The following is a 16093-nucleotide window of genomic DNA, read 5'->3' as shown; positions in this document are numbered from 1 at the left end:
ATGAGTTCAAAAGCTGTTGTATTCGCGTACCACGATATTGGTTGTGCAGGCATTGAAGCGCTGCTCAACACCGGTTACGAAATTGCTGCCGTGTTCACCCATGCCGATGACCCCAAGGAAAACAACTTCTACGGTTCCGTCGCACAACTGTGCGCGCGCAATGGCATCCCGGTGCATGCCCCGGAAGACGCCAACCACCCGCTGTGGATCGAGCGCATCGCCAAGCTGAACCCGGACTACATTTTCTCGTTCTACTACCGCAACCTGCTCAGCGAGGCCCTGCTGGCCACCGCCAGCAAAGGCGCGTTCAACCTGCACGGCTCGTTGCTGCCGAAATACCGTGGCCGCGCCCCGGCCAACTGGGTACTGGTCAACGGCGAGACCGAAACCGGCGTGACCCTGCACCGCATGGTCAAGCGTGCCGATGCCGGCGCGATCCTGGCCCAGCAGAAAGTCATCATCGAACGCAACGACACCGGCCTGACCCTGCACGCCAAACTGCGCGACGCCGCCAGCACCCTGCTGCGCGACGCCCTGCCGCAACTGGCCCAGGGCAAGCTGACGGAAACCGCCCAGGACGAAAGCCAGGCCACTTACTTCGGCCGCCGCACTGCCGCCGATGGCAAGCTGGAGTGGAAAAAACCGGCTGAAGAACTGTTCAACCTGGTGCGCGCCGTGACCCAACCGTACCCAGGCGCCTTCTGCGCCGTGGGCGAACACAAGTTGATCGTCTGGCAGGCCGAAGTGGTCAAGGGCAACGAAGGCCTGGCGCCGGGCCGTGTGATCAGCGTCAACCCGCTGCGCATCGCCTGCGGTGAAGACTCCCTGGTGGTCAAGTTCGGCCAGCGCAACGCCGACGGCCTGTTCCTCGCCGGCCCAGCCCTGGCGGACGCACTGGGCCTGGTCGACGGCTCCGTGCTGCGCGGCGCCGAGTCCGGCCGCAAGCCACGGCGTACCCGCGTGCTGATCCTGGGTGTGAACGGCTTTATCGGCAACCACCTGTCCGAGCGCCTGCTGCGCGACGACCGTTATGAAATCTACGGCCTGGACATCGGTTCGGACGCCATCGAGCGCCTGCGCAGCCACCCGAACTTCCATTACGTCGAAGGCGATATCAGCATCCACACCGAGTGGATCGAGTACCACATCAAGAAGTGCGACGTGGTCCTGCCGCTGGTGGCCATCGCCACGCCAATCGAATACACCCGCAACCCGCTGCGCGTGTTCGAACTGGACTTCGAAGAAAACCTCAAGCTGGTGCGCTACTGCGTCAAGTACAACAAGCGCGTGATCTTCCCGTCGACCTCCGAAGTCTATGGCATGTGCCAGGACCAGTACTTCGACGAAGACACCTCCAACCTGGTGGTGGGTCCGGTCAACAAACAGCGCTGGATCTACTCGGTTTCCAAGCAGCTGCTGGACCGTGTGATCTGGGCGTACGGTGACAAGGGCCTGAAATTCACCCTGTTCCGTCCGTTCAACTGGATGGGCCCACGCCTGGACCGCCTGGATTCGGCACGTATCGGCAGCTCCCGCGCAATCACCCAATTGATCCTGAACCTGGTGGAAGGTACGCCGATCCGCCTGTTCGACGGCGGCGAGCAGAAGCGTTGCTTTACCGATATCGCTGACGGCATCGAAGCCCTGGCCCGCATCATTGATAACGAAAACGGCGTGTGCGACGGCCAGATCATCAACATCGGCAACCCGGAAAACGAAGCCAGCATCCGTCAGTTGGGCGAAGAACTGCTGCGTCAGTTCGAAGCGCACCCGTTGCGTGGCAACTTCCCACCGTTCGCCGGTTTCCGCGACGTAGAAAGCAAGGCGTTCTACGGCACCGGTTACCAGGACGTGGCGCATCGCAAGCCAAGCATCGAAAACGCCAAGCGCCTGCTGGACTGGGAGCCGACCGTGGAAATGAGCGAAACCATCGGCAACACCCTGGACTTCTTCCTGCGTGAAGCCATGCTCGAAATCGCGGACAAAAAGTAATGGATGCAGGTCTTCGCATCGACGTCGACACCTACCGTGGCACCCGTGAAGGTGTGCCACGGTTGCTCGAGTCCCTGGATGAAGCCTCGGTGAAGGCAACGTTCTTCTTCAGTGTCGGGCCTGACAACATGGGGCGCCACTTGTGGCGTCTCATCCGTCCGCAATTCCTGTGGAAGATGCTGCGTTCCAATGCGGTCGGCCTGTATGGCCTGGACATCTTGCTCGCCGGCACCGCCTGGCCGGGCAAGCCGATCGGCCGCGACCTGGGGCACTTGATGCGCCAGGCCAAGGCCGCCGGGCACGAAGTGGGCCTGCACGCCTGGGATCACCACGGCTGGCAGGCCAACGCCGGGCGCTGGAGCGAGGCGCAGTTGATCGAACAGATTCGCCGTGGCGTCGACACCCTCAGCGACATCCTCGGTGAGCGCATCGACTGTTCCGCCGCCGCCGGTTGGCGCGCGGATGAACGCGTGGTGCAAGCCAAGCAAGGTTTCAACTTTCGCTACAACAGCGATTGCCGGGGCACCAGCCTGTTTCGTCCAACCCTGGCCGATGGCAGTGCGGGCACCCCACAAATTCCGGTAGACCTGCCGACCTTCGACGAAGTCGTAGGGCCGGTGGTGGCTGCCAAAGACTTCAATGGGTTCATCCTCGACCGTTTTGCCGAGTCGAAACTCAATGTCTATACGATCCACGCCGAAGTAGAAGGGATTCTGATGGCCAACGATTTTCGCCAGTTGCTCGCCCAGGCCGGGCAGCGCGGCATCGACTTCAAACCACTGGGCGACCTGTTGCCGGTGGACGTGACCACCCTGCCCCAGCAACAACTGGTACGCGGTGCGTTGCCGGGCCGCGAGGGTTGGCTCGGAGTGCAACAGGCATGATCCGCCGTTGGGCCTTGCCCCTGCTGCTGTTGGCGTTTGGCGTGTTCTACCTGCTGCCGCTGGCCACCCATGGCCTGTGGATCCCGGATGAAACCCGTTACGCACAGATCAGCCAGGAAATGCTGCTGACCGGCAAGTGGGCTTCGCCGCACTTCATGGGCATCCGCTACTTCGAAAAACCGGCGGCGGGTTACTGGATGATCGCGCTGGGCCAGGCGATCTTCGGGCAGAACCTGTTCGGCGTGCGGTTTGCCTCGGCCCTGAGTACCGGCTTGAGCATTCTGCTGGTGTACGGGGTGTCGCGTCGGCTGTGGAATGACCCGCGCAAAACCCTGGTCAGCACCGTGCTGTACATGAGTTTTGTCAGCGTGGCCTTGCTCGGTGGCTACGCCAATCTGGATCCGCAGTTCACCTTCTGGGTCAACCTGACCGGAGCCGCCCTGTGGTTCTGCTTCGACAGCACCACCCGCAATGGGCGCCTGGGGTCCTGGGCGTTGCTCGGTTTTGCCTGCGGCATGGGCTTTATGACCAAGGGCTTTCTGGCGTGGTTGCTGCCGGTGTTGATCGCCCTGCCCTATGCGATCTGGCAGAAGCGTTTGCGTGAGCTGCTGGGCTACGGCGTGGTCGCCGTGGTGGTGGCGATTGTCGTCAGCTTGCCATGGGCGCTGGCGGTGCATCTGCAAGAGCCGGACTACTGGAATTTCTTCTTCTGGCACGAGCATATCCAGCGCTTCGCCGGTGACGATGCCCAGCACGCCGAGCCGTTCTGGTATTACCTGCCGCTGTTGGTTGCGTTCTGCCTGCCGTGGGTGGCGTTGTTGCCGTCTACCCTCAAACAGGCGTGGCGGGACAAACGCAGCGCAAAAATCGGTTTTGTCGTGCTGTGGCTGCTGATGCCCCTGGCCTTCTTCAGCCTGGCCAAGGGCAAGCTGCCGTCCTACATCATGCCGTGCCTGCTGCCCCTGGCCTTGTTGATGGGCAATACCCTGGCGGACAAACTGGCCCAGGGACGCAGCCGTGCGCTGCGCATCAACGGCTGGCTGAACCTGATCATCGGTGTAGTGGCATTGCTCGCGCTGACCTGGCTGCAAATGAAGAAGCCGGTGTACGAGCACGGCCAGGAAACCCTCAGCCTGGTGTTGGTGTTCACCTTTCTGTTTGCCTGGATCCTGGTCAACCTGTTGCAGGCGGCCCGGCCTTTGCACCTGTGGGCCGCACCGGTACTCGGCAGTTGGCTGATGGTGGCCTTGTTGCCAGCTGCCCTGCCGCATTCAGTGGTGTACAACAAGACGCCTGACCAATTCATCATTGATCACCTGCAAGAGCTGCAACCGGCCACGGCCCTGCTGAGCAATGACCTGGGCGCAGCGTCGGCGCTGTCATGGCGCCTGGCGCGCCCGGACGTGACGCTCTACAACACCGTCGGCGAAGTCAAATACGGCCTGGCCTACGCGGACGCCACGCACCACAAGGTGGATACCACCCAAGTCCAGCAATGGATGAGCGATGCGCGCCAAAAGGGGCCGGTCGGCGTGGTCATGCGGGTCAAGGGCGACGATGAAATCGCCGAAGTCGACTTGCTGCCCAAGGACGGCAAGCGCTACGAACAAGGCAACATCGTGATCCTGATCTTCCCGCAGGCCGCGCAATGATCACCTTGCTGCTGTTACTGGCCGCCTGCCTGCTCACCTGCATGGGACAGGTCTCCCAGAAGTTCGCCGTGGAACGCTGGCGCGACCTGCCGGATGGCTGGGCGCTGAAACTGCGCTCGCCCTGGTTGTGGTCGGCGCTGGTGTGCCTGGGCCTGGGCCTGCTGGTGTGGCTGCTGGTGTTGCAACGCCTGGAAGTCGGTATTGCCTACCCGATGCTCAGCCTCAACTTCGTGCTGGTCACGCTGGTCGCGCGTTTTGTGTTCAAAGAGCACATCGACACCCGCCATTGGCTGGGTGTCGCGCTGGTGATCGGCGGTGTCGTGCTGCTGGGGCGCCAGGTATGAGCCGGATCCAGGGGTTTGCCCTGGCCCTGGGCAGCGTCGGCCTGGTCAGTGCGGCCCAACTGGGCATGCGCTGGAGCATGACGCGCCTGCCGCTGCCCAGCGGATGGCTGGATGCCTTGAGCCAGAACAGCATCGACCTGGGCGCCCTCGGCGTCGTGACCCTGGCGATCCTGGCCTACGCACTGTCGATGCTCTGCTGGCTCGGTGCGCTCAAGCATTTGCCGCTGGGCCGCGCCTATTCGCTGCTGAGCATCAGCTATGCCTTGGTGTACCTGCTGGCGGCCAGCCTGCCGGTGTTCAACGAACATTTTTCCGTTTCAAAAACCCTGGGGGTGGCCTTGGTCATCCTCGGTGTTCTGGTTATCAACTCTCGTCGTGCTAGCGCCACAAGTCCCAGGAATGCCCCATGAAAATCAGTGTATTTGGTAGCGGTTACGTCGGTCTGGTGCAGGCCACCGTGTTGGCTGAAGTCGGCCACGATGTCATTTGCATGGACGTTGACAAGAACAAGGTCGAGTCACTGCAAAAAGGCCATGTGACCATCTTCGAGCCGGGGCTGGCTGCGATGGTCAAGGAAAACCTGGAGAGTGGGCGGCTGCACTTCACCCATGATGAAAAGTTGGCGGTGGAACACGGCGAAGTCCTGTTCATTGCCGTGGGCACGCCTTCGGACGAAGACGGCTCGGCCGACCTGAAATACGTGCTGTCGGTAGGCGACGCCGTCGCCCGCCACCGCAAAGAGCCGGTGATCCTGGTGGAAAAATCCACCGTGCCGGTCGGCACCGGCGACACCCTGCGCGCCCACATCGAAAAAGCCCTGCACCTGGCCGGCCGGCACCTGGAGTTCGATATCGTCTCCAACCCGGAATTCCTCAAGGAAGGCTCGGCCGTGGCCGACTGCCGCCGGCCGGACCGCATCATCATCGGTTGTGAGCGCGAAGAAGTGCGCGACGTGATGCGCGACCTGTACGCACCGTTCAACCGCAACCATGACCGCATCATTTTCATGGACCTGCGCAGTGCCGAGCTGACCAAGTACGCCGCCAACTGCATGCTGGCGACCAAGATCAGCTTTATCAACCAGATCGCCGAGCTGGCCGAACACCTGGGGGCGGACATCGAAGCCGTGCGTCTGGGCATTGGCGCCGACTCGCGCATCGGCTACCACTTTATCTACCCTGGCTGCGGCTACGGCGGTTCGTGCTTCCCCAAGGACATGCGCGCCCTGATCCACAGCGCCAGGCAAGCCAACTGCTCCAGCGACCTGCTGGAAGCGGTAGAAGCCATCAACCAGCGCCAGAAGAGCAAGTTGTTCGAACGGATCAATGCGTTCTTCAAGGGCGACCTGCGCGGCAAGACCTTTGCCCTGTGGGGCCTGGCGTTCAAGCCCAACACCGACGACATGCGCGATGCCCCCAGCCGCGTGCTGATGGAAGCGTTGTGGGCCGCCGGCGCCAACGTGCGCGCATTCGACCCGGAAGCCATGCAGGAAACCCAACGCATCTATGGCGATGACCCACGGCTGATGCTCATGGGCACCCCGGAATCCACACTGGGCGGTGCCGATGCGCTGATCGTCTGCACCGAATGGCAGCAATTCAAGGCGCCGGACTTCGACCTGATCCACCAGCGCCTGAAAACCCCGGTGATCTTCGACGGCCGCAACCTCTACGACGGCGAGCGCCTGGCACGCAAAGGCTTCCAGTACTACCCGATCGGCCGCGGTGATTCCTGCCAGTTGCCGATTCCCCAGCAACAGTGGCTGCCACAGGTTGTGGAAGCCTGAGACGTGAACAAAGCTCAACCGTCCCCGCTGAATGCAACAATCCGCCGCCAGTCCCTTGGTCTGGGATTGCTGGCGTTGTTGCTGTTTATCGCCGGCAACTGGCACCAGGCGATCATCGGTTTCGACTCGCGCTTTGTGTTGTTTGCCCAGGAAATGCTGCGTCATGGCCCCAGCGTCTTCCCCACCACCTATGGGCAGCCTTATGCGGATTACCTGGCCACCTCGACACTGTTGACCTGGCTGGTTTCACTGCCCCTGGGCCAGGTCACCAGCCTCACGGCCTGCTTGCCCACGGCGATCGCCTCGGCGTTTATCGTCACCTTGGTGTATCGCCTGACGGCGCCCTACTCCCAGCGCTGGGGGCTGCTGAGCATTGCGCTCCTGTTGTTGAGCAGCAACTTCATCAGCGAAACCCGTGCGGTGTCCCTCGACCAGATGCTGGCAGCCATCGCCCTGGCGGTGTTTTACCTGGGGTACGCCCATGATCACTTCGGGTCCGCTAAACGCCTGCATTGGCTGTACCTGCTGCTGATCCTGGGCTTTGCCGTGCGTGGGCCGATTGGCCTGGTGATTCCTACGGGCGTGCTCTGCAGCTACTACCTCATCAACCGGCAATGGCGCCAGTTGTTCAGTTTCGGCTTGCTGGCGCTGGCATTGCTGGTGGCATGCGTGGGCCTGTTGCTGCTGATGGCCAAGTTGAGCGGTGGCGAAAGCTTCATGCAGGACGTGATCCGCATGCAGTTCCTCGGCCGCATGGATGGCAGCGAAGGTTCGAGCGGCATGCTGTACTACTTCACCAGTTCGCTGGGCAATTACGCCTTGGCGTATCCGATGGCGCTGCTGGTACTGCTGGCCATGGTGCTCAGCGGGCGCCGCGCGCCGGGACCGGCATTGCAGTTGGTGTGGTATTGCGCCGCCGCCGGCTTGCTGGTGATGGTCGGCCTGTCGATTCCCCAGGCGAAAAAAGCACGTTACGTGCTGCCGATGTTGCCCATGGCGGCGATCATTGCGGCATACCCGTTCCAGGTCGCACACGGACGGCTCTTCGCCGGGCTGCGTGGGCTGATGCTGGGGATCTGGACGTTGTTGCCGACGCTGTTGATCGTCGGCCTGCTGTTGGCACGACCGCGCTACCCTGAGCAGTTGAGCCATCTCGGCTGGGTGTTGGGCGTGCTGGGCGGCCTGCAGGTGCTGGCCTTGGTGACACTCTTCAAGAGCCGCCTGCGTCCGGTCGGGCCGGCCTTTGCCGCGGTGCTGGCAGTGTGGGCCTCCTATATCCTGGTGGTCGAGCCGCTGGAGCGCAGTATCTACGACACCCGCACCTTTACCTTACGGGTTCATGAGCAGGTGATGCAGCAACGCGCGCCGGTGGTGCTGCATGGCTTGGGCAAAGACGCCAAGGCCATCAAGTACATGGTCAACCTCGATTGCGACCAAGTGCCGTTGTTCACTCAGCAAGCCGCCGACCTCAAGCCACTCCAGGGACCCGCCTGGCTGGTGATGAGCCAAGTGGATTACGAAGGCTTGCAAGACCCGCGCTTTCGTTCCATCACGCCGACCCTGACCGGCGAATTCGACCGCAACCCTTACGTGCTGCTGCACCTGGCCAAACCTGTGCAACCTTGAGTCTGCGCCGGCGCTGCCGGCGCGGAAAATTCCCACGCAGCTTTACGTAATAACTGGTGCCGTTTCTCTTTCCTGCGTCCAAAACCCGACGGTAAACTCGCTTGCCGGGTGCGGTATTCATGTACCGCCACAGGTCATGGGTGACCACAAGGACGAGAGGACAACGCCGTGCCAGATGATGCTTCGCTTGATAACCCAGCCTTGACCAGCACCGAAGTGCATGTCGGCTATATTCCCCTGCCACCGCTGGACCGGCTGATGGGGCTGCGCGACGCGTTGGTGGCGTTGAAAGGCCCGCTGGCCAGTGAACCCGGTTTGCAGGAGAACCTGCGCAAGCGTTTTTTCGATGAAGAGTCCAGTAATCGAGTGCTGGGTAAAGTCTGCTGCTCGATAGTAGTCTGACCGTATTCCAATTCATTATTTTTGCATTCAACCCTCATTAATATGCATTGGCGCCTCTGTTCCACGCGCGGCACACTGCATGGGTTCCTTCCCCCAAATGTTGGAACTTTCAAAGGGCTTTTCCGGGCAACCAGACAAGCCTTTTTTTTGCCCGCTGTTTATGGACTGCCTCCCAATGCTCGCTCGCTGGTTCCCCGCTGCTATCAATACCCGCCCCACCGAATGGAGCCGTGCCGCGATCGGCATGGCCCTTGGCACCTTGTTCAGCGTCTGGTTGTGCTCCCAGGTGTTTGGCATGGATGTCGCGTTGCACCTGCTTGGCCCGCTGGGTGCGTCGGCCGTCCTGTTGTTCGCCGTGTCATCGGGTGCCTTGGCGCAACCTTGGTCGATTATCGGCAGCTACCTGTGCGCAGGCGTGATTGCCTTGCTGGTCACCCGTGTCCTCGGCCCGTCCCTGGGCGGCGCCTGCCTGGCGGCCGGCATGACCGTAATACTGATGTGCTGGTTGCGCTGCCTGCACCCGCCCGCCGGTGGCCTGGCCATGACGCTGGTCCTGGCAGACCCGGCGTCCGCCGCCCTGGGCTGGTATGAGCTGGGTGCGGTATTGCTCGGCGCCGGTGCGCTGCTGGCCTGCGCACTGGCGTATAACAACGCCACGCGCACGCGTTATCCCAAATGCGCGGTGGAAGCACCGGCACCGCTACCGTTCACCCCCAGGGCCGACCGAGACCCTGGTATTACCGCCGCTGATTTGACACTGGCGCTGGCGCAAATGGAGCAGTTCTACGATGTGGAACCCAGCGAACTGGAACAACTCATCCACGCGGCGCAAACCCACGCCAGGCGCCGTAGCATCGGCGAAACACTGGCCAGCCGGTTACCCTGAGCCGGTCGTGCGCTTGCTGCATAAATGCAAAAACGACCTGCAGGATTGAAGGTTGTACTAGGCAAATTTGCACTGGTACGATCATGAGAAGGTTCATCCGTGAACATCTTGATAAAGAACAATAAAAGCAGGGAGTTATCGATGACTGCTCAGGTTTCATCCGAAGCAAGCCACGCCCAGATACTTCAGGACGAAGTCCTCGCCGAGGTCCGCAACCACATCGGCCACCTCACCCTCAATCGCCCCGCCGGCTTGAATGCCATTACCCTGGACATGGTGCGCAGCCTCACGTCCCAGTTGCAGGCATGGGCTGATGATCCGCAGGTGTATGCCGTGGTCCTGCGCGGTGCCGGTGAAAAAGCCTTTTGTGCAGGTGGCGATATCCGTTCTCTGTACGACAGCTTCAAGAACGGCGACACCCTGCACCAAGACTTCTTCGTCGAGGAATATGCTCTGGATCTGGCCATCCACCACTACCGCAAGCCAGTCGTGGCACTGATGGACGGGTTTGTCCTGGGCGGCGGCATGGGCCTGGTGCAGGGCGCTGATTTGCGCGTAGTCACCGAGCGCAGCCGACTGGCGATGCCGGAAGTGGCCATCGGTTATTTCCCTGACGTGGGTGGCAGCTACTTTCTGCCGCGCATCCCCGGCGAATTGGGGGTCTACCTGGGCGTGACCGGGGTACAGATCCGCGCGGCCGACGCGCTGTATTGCGGGTTGGCTGATTGGTACCTGGAAAGCCACAAGCTCGCCGACCTTGACCAGAAGCTCGACCGCCTGCAATGGCACGACTCGCCGCTCAAAGACCTGCAGGGCGTGCTCGCCAAGCTGGCCGTGCAGCAATTGCCCGATCCGCCGTTGGCCGCTCTGCGCCCCGCCATCGACCACTTTTTCGCGCTGCCGGATGTGCCGAGCATCGTTGAACAATTGCAGCAAGTCACCGTGGCCGACAGCCATGAATGGGCGTTGAGCACCGCTAACCTGATGCTGACCCGCTCCCCCCTGGCCATGGCTGTTACGTTGGAGATGTTGCGCCGCGGCCGGCGCCTGCCCCTGGAAGACTGTTTTGCCTTGGAGCTGCACCTGGACCGCCAATGGTTCGAGCGCGGCGACCTGATCGAAGGCGTGCGCGCCCTGATCATCGACAAAGACAAAAGCCCGCGCTGGAACCCGCCCACCCTGCACGGGCTGGCCCTCAGCCACGTTGAGAGCTTCTTTCATCACTTCGAGAAGGTTGCGAAATAAGCCATGCAAGACATTGAATACACTGAAGAACAAGTAATGATCCGCGACATGGCGCGTGACTTCGCCCGGGGTGAAATCGCACCGCACGCCCAAGCCTGGGAGAAAGCCGGCTGGATCGACGACGCCCTGGTGGCAAAGATGGGCGAACTGGGCCTGCTGGGCATGGTGGTGCCGGAAGAATGGGGCGGCACCTATGTCGATTACGTCGCCTATGCCCTCGCCGTCGAGGAGATTTCCGCGGGTGACGGTGCCACTGGCGCACTGATGAGTATCCATAATTCAGTGGGTTGCGGGCCGATTCTCAACTACGGCACAGATGAACAAAAACAGACCTGGCTGGGCGACCTCGCCAGCGGCCAGGCGATTGGCTGCTTCTGCCTGACCGAACCCCAGGCCGGTTCCGAAGCGCACAACCTGCGTACCCGTGCCGAACTGCGCGACGGCCAGTGGGTAATCAACGGGGCCAAGCAGTTCGTCAGTAATGGTAAACGCGCCAAACTGGCGATTGTATTTGCGGTGACTGATCCCGACCTGGGCAAGAAAGGCATCTCGGCGTTCCTGGTGCCCACCGCAACCCCGGGATTCGTGGTGGATCGTACCGAACACAAGATGGGCATCCGTGCGTCCGATACCTGCGCCGTGACCCTGAACCAGTGCAGCGTGCCCGAGGCCAACCTGCTGGGTGAGCGTGGCAAAGGCCTGGCCATCGCGCTGTCCAACCTGGAGGGTGGCCGCATCGGTATCGCCGCCCAGGCATTGGGCATCGCCCGCGCGGCATTTGACGCAGCGTTGGCCTATGCCCGTGATCGGGTGCAGTTCAACAAGGCAATCATCGAGCACCAGAGCGTGGCCAATTTGCTGGCCGACATGCAAACCCAGCTTAACGCCGCACGCTTGCTGATCCTGCACGCCGCACGGCTGCGCAGTGCCGGAAAACCCTGCTTGTCGGAAGCGTCCCAGGCCAAGCTGTTTGCCTCGGAAATGGCCGAGAAGGTTTGCTCATCGGCGATGCAGATTCACGGTGGGTACGGATACCTGGAGGATTATCCGGTGGAGCGTTACTACCGGGATGCGCGGATCACGCAGATTTACGAAGGAACCAGTGAGATTCAGCGGATGGTGATTGCCAGGGAGCTGAAGAACTATCAGCTCTAGCAATGTGGGAGGGGCAAGCCCCCTCCCACCTTTGATACTCAGTCTTTGACACCGGGTTATTTGTCCTTGAAATCCGGCGCGCGCTTGGCCACGAATGCCGCCATGCCTTCCTTCTGATCCTGCGTGGCGAACGCCGCATGGAACACCCGGCGCTCAAAGCGCACGCCTTCCGACAAGCTCACTTCGAATGCTCGGTTCACGCTTTCCTTGACCATCATGCTGATCGGCACCGACTTGCCGGCAATCAGCGTCGCGACTTTCAGCGCTTCTTCCAGCAGTTCATCGGCGGGTACGATACGCGCGACAATCCCGCAGCGCTCCGCTTCCACCGCATCGATAAAGCGCCCGGTCAGGCACATTTCCATGGCCTTGGCCTTGCCCACCGCACGGGTCAGGCGCTGGGTGCCGCCCATGCCCGGCAGTACGCCGAGGTTGATTTCCGGCTGGCCGAACTTGGCGCCGTCACCGGCCAGGATGAAGTCGCACATCAACGCCAGTTCGCAACCGCCGCCCAGGGCGAAGCCGTTGACGGCGGCGATGATCGGCTTGCGGCGGTTGGCCACGCGGTCGCTGTCGCTGAACAGATCGTCGAGGTAGATCTGCGGGTAGGTCAGCTCGGCCATTTCCTTGATGTCGGCACCGGCGGCGAAGGCTTTTTTCGAGCCGGTCAACACGATGCAGCCGATTTCCGGGTTGGCCTCCAGGCCGTCCAGCGCCTGGTTCAACTCGCTGACCAGTTGCGCGTTCAGGGCGTTCAAGGCTTGCGGGCGATTGAGGGTAATCAGCCCGACGCGGCCCTGGACTTCGAGCAAAATGGTTTCGTAACTCATGTATCGGCTCCTTAGAGATTGCGTGAGATGACCATGCGCTGGATATCGCTGGTGCCTTCGTAGATCTGGCAGACCCGCACGTCGCGGTAGATCCGCTCCAGAGGGAAGTCGCTCAGGTAACCGTAACCGCCCAGGGTTTGCAAGGCGGCCGAACAGACTTTCTCGGCCATTTCCGACGCAAACAGCTTGGCCATCGAGGCTTCCACCAGTGCCGGCTTGCCGCTGTCGCGCAGTGCAGCGGCGTAATGCACCATTTGCCGGGCAACCGCGATTTGCGTGGCCATGTCCGCCAGACGGAAAGCAACGGCCTGGTGCTCGATGATGGGTTTGCCGAAGCTTTCGCGCTCGCGGGCGTAGTCGCGGGCTGCTTCAAAGGCGGCGCGGGCCATGCCCACCGATTGCGAGGCAATGCCTACGCGCCCACCTTCCAGGTTGGCCAGGGCAATCCTGTAGCCTTCGCCCTCCTCCCCCAGACGGTTGGCGACAGGAACCTTCACGTCCTCAAACAGGATCTGGCAGGTATCGGAGGCATGCTGCCCCAGTTTGTCCTCAACCCGCGCCACGCTGTAGCCCGGCGAGTCGGTTGGCACGATAAACGCGCTGATCCCGCGCTTGCCCGCCGCCGGGTCGGTCACGGCAAACACAATCACCACGCCGGCGTTCTGCCCGGAGGTGATGAACTGTTTGCAGCCATTGAGCACGTAATGGTCGCCTTCAAGGCGTGCGCGGGTCTTCAGGCTACTGGCATCAGAGCCGGCCTGGGGCTCGGTCAATGCAAACGCGCCGAGCATGGCGCCACTGGCCAGGGGCTTGAGGAATTGCTCTTTCTGCTGGTCGTTACCGAACTTGAGAATCGGCACGCAGCCCACCGAGTTGTGCACGCTCATGATGGTCGAGCAGGCCCCGTCACCGGCGGCAATTTCTTCCAGCGCCATGGCGTAGGCCAGGTAACCGGTGTCGCAACCGCCCCACTGTTCCGGCACCAGCATGCCGAAAAAGCCCAGCTCGGCCATTTCACCAATGGCTTGCGTGGGGAACCGGTGCTCGCGGTCCCACTCGGCGGCAAAGGGTTTCAGGCGTTCCTGGGCAAATTGCCGGGCGGCGTCGCTGATTTGCAGTTGTTCTTCATTGGGCAGCATGATGGTTCCTTAGTACAGGCATTCGACGGCCATGGCCGTGGCTTCACCGCCGCCGATGCAGATGGCGGCGACGCCACGCTTGAGGCCTTTCTGGCGCAGGGCCGAAAGCAAGGTCACCAGGATCCGTGCACCGGAGGCACCGATCGGATGGCCCAGGGCGCAGGCACCGCCATGCACATTCACCTTGGCATGGGGGATCTCCAGCTTGCTCATGGTCACCAGGCTGACCACGGCAAAGGCTTCGTTGATTTCGAACAGATCGACCTCACCCAGGCTCCAGCCGGTCTTGCTCATCAGTTTGCGGATCGCTCCCACCGGCGCCACCGGGAACAACCCCGGCTCGTCGGCGAACGCCGCATGCCCATGGATCACCGCCAAAGGCTTGAGGCCACGTTTCTGTGCCTCGGACTGGCGCATCAGCAACAAGGCCGCCGCACCGTCGGAAATCGAGCTGGAGTTGGCGGCCGTCACGGTGCCGCCTTCACGGAAGGCCGGTTTCAGGCTGGTGATCTTGTCCAGCTTGGCCTTGGGCGGCTGTTCGTCATGCAGGATGGTTTTCTGTTCTTTGCCCACGGTGACCTGCACCGGGACGATTTCTGCGGCAAAGCTGCCATGGGTAATAGCTTCTTGCGCCCGGGTCAGCGAAGCGATGGCGAACGCATCCTGGGCCTCGCGGGTAAAACCGTTGTGCATGGCGCAGTCTTCGGCAAAGGTGCCCATCAGGCGGCCCTTGTCGTAGGCGTCTTCGAGGCCGTCGAGGAACATGTGATCGAGCAACTTGCCGTGGCCCATGCGGTAGCCGCTGCGCGCACGGTCCAGCAGGTACGGCGCGTTGGACATGCTTTCCATGCCACCGGCAATCACCACGTCGACGCTGCCGGCCAGCAGTGAATCATGGGCCAGGATCGCGGCCTCCATGCCCGAACCGCACATCTTGTTGAGGGTGGTGCAGCGCGTGCCCTTGTCCAGCCCGGCGCCCAGCGCAGCCTGACGTGCCGGTGCCTGGCCGAGGCCTGCGGTCAATACGCAGCCGAACAGTACTTCATCCACGGCGTCGGGGGCGACACCGGCACGCTCGACGGCGGCGCGAATCGCAGCGGAACCCAACTGCGGCGCGGTCAGGCCCTTGAGGTCGCCCTGGAACCCACCCATGGGCGTGCGCACAGCGCTGACGATAACGATAGGATCGGTCATGGGAATTGCTCCTTATTTGGCCGCCATGCGCAAGGCACCGTCGAGACGGATCACCTCGCCATTGAGCATGCTGTTTTCAATGATGTGCCGCACCAGCGCGGCGTATTCGGCGGGCTTGCCCAGGCGCGGCGGGAATGGCACGCCAGCGGCCAGGGAGTCGCGCACTTCCGGCGTCATGCCGGCCATCATCGGGGTCTCAAAAATGCCGGGGGCGATGGTCATCACGCGAATACCAAAGCGCGCCAGCTCACGTGCCGCAGGCAACGTAAGGCTGGCAATGGCGCCCTTGGACGCGGCATACGCCGCCTGGCCGATCTGCCCGTCAAACGCCGCTACCGAAGCGGTATTGATGATCACGCCGCGTTCGCCATCGGCATTTGCCTCGGTTTCGGCGATGGCGGCGGCGGCCAGGCGCAGCAGGTTGAAGCTACCGATCAGGTTGACGTTGATCACCTGGGCAAAGCTCGCCAGCCCATGGGGGCCGTTCTTGCCGAGGATTTTCTCGCCACGCACCACACCGGCGCAGTTCACCAGCCCATGCAAACCGCCAAACGCCGCAAGCGTCGCCCGCACCGCCGCTTCGGCAGCCGCTTCCTGGCTGATATCCGCCACGCAGCTGCGTGCGTTGTCGCCAAGCTGCCTGGCCTTGGCTGCCACGGCGTCGGCATTCAGGTCCACCAGCATGACCTTGGCGCCAGCGCCAATCAGCATCTCGGCAGTCGCCGCGCCCAAGCCCGATGCGCCCCCGCTGACCAGGAAGCTCTTGTTCTCAATCTGCATTGTTGTTTCCTTGAACGGTCCGAATCGTCGAAATAGTCGCGCCAGAGCCGCCCGCCGACAATGGTCAAAGCCTTCAACCTGCCTGACTGTTTTGGCCAGTCATCGACCCCACCGATCATCCGGTCGGCCCAAGCGATTGGACGCTTGCGACGCTTGCTTCTAACCTGATGGCTTGCGC

The 16093-nt window shown here is 62.1% G+C and carries 15 protein-coding genes; 11 read left to right on the top strand and 4 right to left on the bottom strand.

All coding sequences use genetic code 11. The annotated features are described in order from the left end of the window. From arnA to BFN10_RS02450, 11 genes are all read left to right on the top strand, one after another. The gene (gene arnA, locus BFN10_RS02500; protein WP_071488308.1) at positions 1-1992 is read left to right on the top strand and encodes a bifunctional UDP-4-amino-4-deoxy-L-arabinose formyltransferase/UDP-glucuronic acid oxidase ArnA; all 1992 of its coding nucleotides are present in this window, start codon (positions 1-3) and stop codon (positions 1990-1992) included. After that, positions 1992-2876 (top strand): 4-deoxy-4-formamido-L-arabinose-phosphoundecaprenol deformylase, encoded by an 885-nt coding sequence (gene arnD / locus BFN10_RS02495; protein WP_071488307.1) that lies wholly within the window; start codon positions 1992-1994, stop codon positions 2874-2876. Before arnA ends, arnD begins: the two co-directional genes overlap by 1 nt. Beyond that, positions 2873-4528: a lipid IV(A) 4-amino-4-deoxy-L-arabinosyltransferase gene (gene arnT / locus BFN10_RS02490; RefSeq protein WP_071488306.1), complete on the top strand. Its 1656-nt coding sequence runs from the start codon at positions 2873-2875 to the stop codon at positions 4526-4528. The genes arnD and arnT overlap by 4 nt, the downstream gene beginning before the upstream one ends. Then, positions 4525-4872 carry a 4-amino-4-deoxy-L-arabinose-phosphoundecaprenol flippase subunit ArnE gene (gene arnE / locus BFN10_RS02485; RefSeq protein ID WP_071488305.1) on the top strand — a complete coding sequence of 116 codons (348 nt, stop codon included), beginning with the start codon at positions 4525-4527 and terminating at the stop codon, positions 4870-4872. The genes arnT and arnE overlap by 4 nt, the downstream gene beginning before the upstream one ends. Continuing rightward, entirely contained in the window at positions 4869-5282 is a 414-nt protein-coding gene (gene arnF / locus BFN10_RS02480; protein WP_071488304.1) for a 4-amino-4-deoxy-L-arabinose-phosphoundecaprenol flippase subunit ArnF, read from the top strand. The genes arnE and arnF overlap by 4 nt, the downstream gene beginning before the upstream one ends. Beyond that, on the top strand, positions 5279-6658 hold the full coding sequence (locus BFN10_RS02475; protein ID WP_071488303.1) for a UDP-glucose dehydrogenase family protein: 1380 nt from the start codon (positions 5279-5281) through the stop codon (positions 6656-6658). The genes arnF and BFN10_RS02475 overlap by 4 nt, the downstream gene beginning before the upstream one ends. A gap of 3 nt (positions 6659-6661) precedes the next feature. Further along, positions 6662-8284, top strand: coding sequence for an ArnT family glycosyltransferase (locus tag BFN10_RS02470; RefSeq protein WP_071488302.1), 1623 nt, complete (start codon positions 6662-6664; stop codon positions 8282-8284). A 168-nt stretch (positions 8285-8452) separates the two neighbouring features. Then, positions 8453-8686: a type VI secretion system contractile sheath small subunit gene (locus tag BFN10_RS29570; protein ID WP_130898151.1), complete on the top strand. Its 234-nt coding sequence runs from the start codon at positions 8453-8455 to the stop codon at positions 8684-8686. Between the two features lie 175 nt (positions 8687-8861). Further along, positions 8862-9572, top strand: coding sequence for an HPP family protein (locus tag BFN10_RS02460; RefSeq protein WP_071488300.1), 711 nt, complete (start codon positions 8862-8864; stop codon positions 9570-9572). 141 nt (positions 9573-9713) lie between these two features. Further along, complete coding sequence (locus BFN10_RS02455; RefSeq protein WP_071488299.1) at positions 9714-10817, top strand: enoyl-CoA hydratase/isomerase family protein; 1104 nt, start codon at positions 9714-9716, stop codon at positions 10815-10817. Positions 10818-10820: 3 nt separating this feature from the next. Continuing rightward, entirely contained in the window at positions 10821-11972 is a 1152-nt protein-coding gene (locus tag BFN10_RS02450; protein ID WP_071488298.1) for an acyl-CoA dehydrogenase family protein, read from the top strand. A gap of 56 nt (positions 11973-12028) precedes the next feature. Here BFN10_RS02450 and BFN10_RS02445 read toward each other — a convergent pair whose 3' ends face one another. The 4 genes from BFN10_RS02445 to BFN10_RS02430 are packed head-to-tail and all read right to left on the bottom strand — an operon-like array spanning position 12029 to position 15915. Beyond that, positions 12029-12802, bottom strand: coding sequence for an enoyl-CoA hydratase (locus BFN10_RS02445; protein ID WP_071488297.1), 774 nt, complete (start codon positions 12800-12802; stop codon positions 12029-12031). A gap of 11 nt (positions 12803-12813) precedes the next feature. Next, positions 12814-13941 carry an acyl-CoA dehydrogenase gene (locus tag BFN10_RS02440; RefSeq protein ID WP_071488296.1) on the bottom strand — a complete coding sequence of 376 codons (1128 nt, stop codon included), beginning with the start codon at positions 13939-13941 and terminating at the stop codon, positions 12814-12816. A 9-nt stretch (positions 13942-13950) separates the two neighbouring features. Then, positions 13951-15135, bottom strand: a complete 1185-nt coding sequence (locus BFN10_RS02435) for an acetyl-CoA C-acyltransferase (protein ID WP_071488295.1) — start codon at positions 15133-15135, stop codon at positions 13951-13953. A gap of 12 nt (positions 15136-15147) precedes the next feature. Beyond that, positions 15148-15915, bottom strand: coding sequence for an SDR family NAD(P)-dependent oxidoreductase (locus BFN10_RS02430; RefSeq protein WP_071488294.1), 768 nt, complete (start codon positions 15913-15915; stop codon positions 15148-15150). Positions 15916-16093: the final 178 nt, after the last annotated feature.

The organism is Pseudomonas extremorientalis (assembly GCF_001870465.1).
In the GTDB taxonomy this organism is placed as follows: Bacteria; Pseudomonadota; Gammaproteobacteria; order Pseudomonadales; family Pseudomonadaceae; genus Aquipseudomonas; species Aquipseudomonas extremorientalis.
This window is presented reverse-complemented; position numbering and strand designations above follow the sequence as displayed.

Excerpts from the sequence above, each read along its gene's own strand:
- arnA (WP_071488308.1), top strand. The coding sequence starts at position 1 with ATGAGTTCAAAAGCTGTTGTATTCGCGTACCACGATATTGGTTGTGCA.
- arnD (WP_071488307.1), top strand. The coding sequence starts at position 1,992 with ATGGATGCAGGTCTTCGCATCGACGTCGACACCTACCGTGGCACCCGT.
- arnT (WP_071488306.1), top strand. The coding sequence starts at position 2,873 with ATGATCCGCCGTTGGGCCTTGCCCCTGCTGCTGTTGGCGTTTGGCGTG.
- arnE (WP_071488305.1), top strand. The coding sequence starts at position 4,525 with ATGATCACCTTGCTGCTGTTACTGGCCGCCTGCCTGCTCACCTGCATG.
- arnF (WP_071488304.1), top strand. The coding sequence starts at position 4,869 with ATGAGCCGGATCCAGGGGTTTGCCCTGGCCCTGGGCAGCGTCGGCCTG.
- BFN10_RS02475 (WP_071488303.1), top strand. The coding sequence starts at position 5,279 with ATGAAAATCAGTGTATTTGGTAGCGGTTACGTCGGTCTGGTGCAGGCC.
- BFN10_RS02460 (WP_071488300.1), top strand. The coding sequence starts at position 8,862 with ATGCTCGCTCGCTGGTTCCCCGCTGCTATCAATACCCGCCCCACCGAA.
- BFN10_RS02455 (WP_071488299.1), top strand. The coding sequence starts at position 9,714 with ATGACTGCTCAGGTTTCATCCGAAGCAAGCCACGCCCAGATACTTCAG.
- BFN10_RS02450 (WP_071488298.1), top strand. The coding sequence starts at position 10,821 with ATGCAAGACATTGAATACACTGAAGAACAAGTAATGATCCGCGACATG.
- BFN10_RS02445 (WP_071488297.1), bottom strand. The coding sequence starts at position 12,802 with ATGAGTTACGAAACCATTTTGCTCGAAGTCCAGGGCCGCGTCGGGCTG.
- BFN10_RS02440 (WP_071488296.1), bottom strand. The coding sequence starts at position 13,941 with ATGCTGCCCAATGAAGAACAACTGCAAATCAGCGACGCCGCCCGGCAA.
- BFN10_RS02435 (WP_071488295.1), bottom strand. The coding sequence starts at position 15,135 with ATGACCGATCCTATCGTTATCGTCAGCGCTGTGCGCACGCCCATGGGT.
- BFN10_RS02430 (WP_071488294.1), bottom strand. The coding sequence starts at position 15,915 with ATGCAGATTGAGAACAAGAGCTTCCTGGTCAGCGGGGGCGCATCGGGC.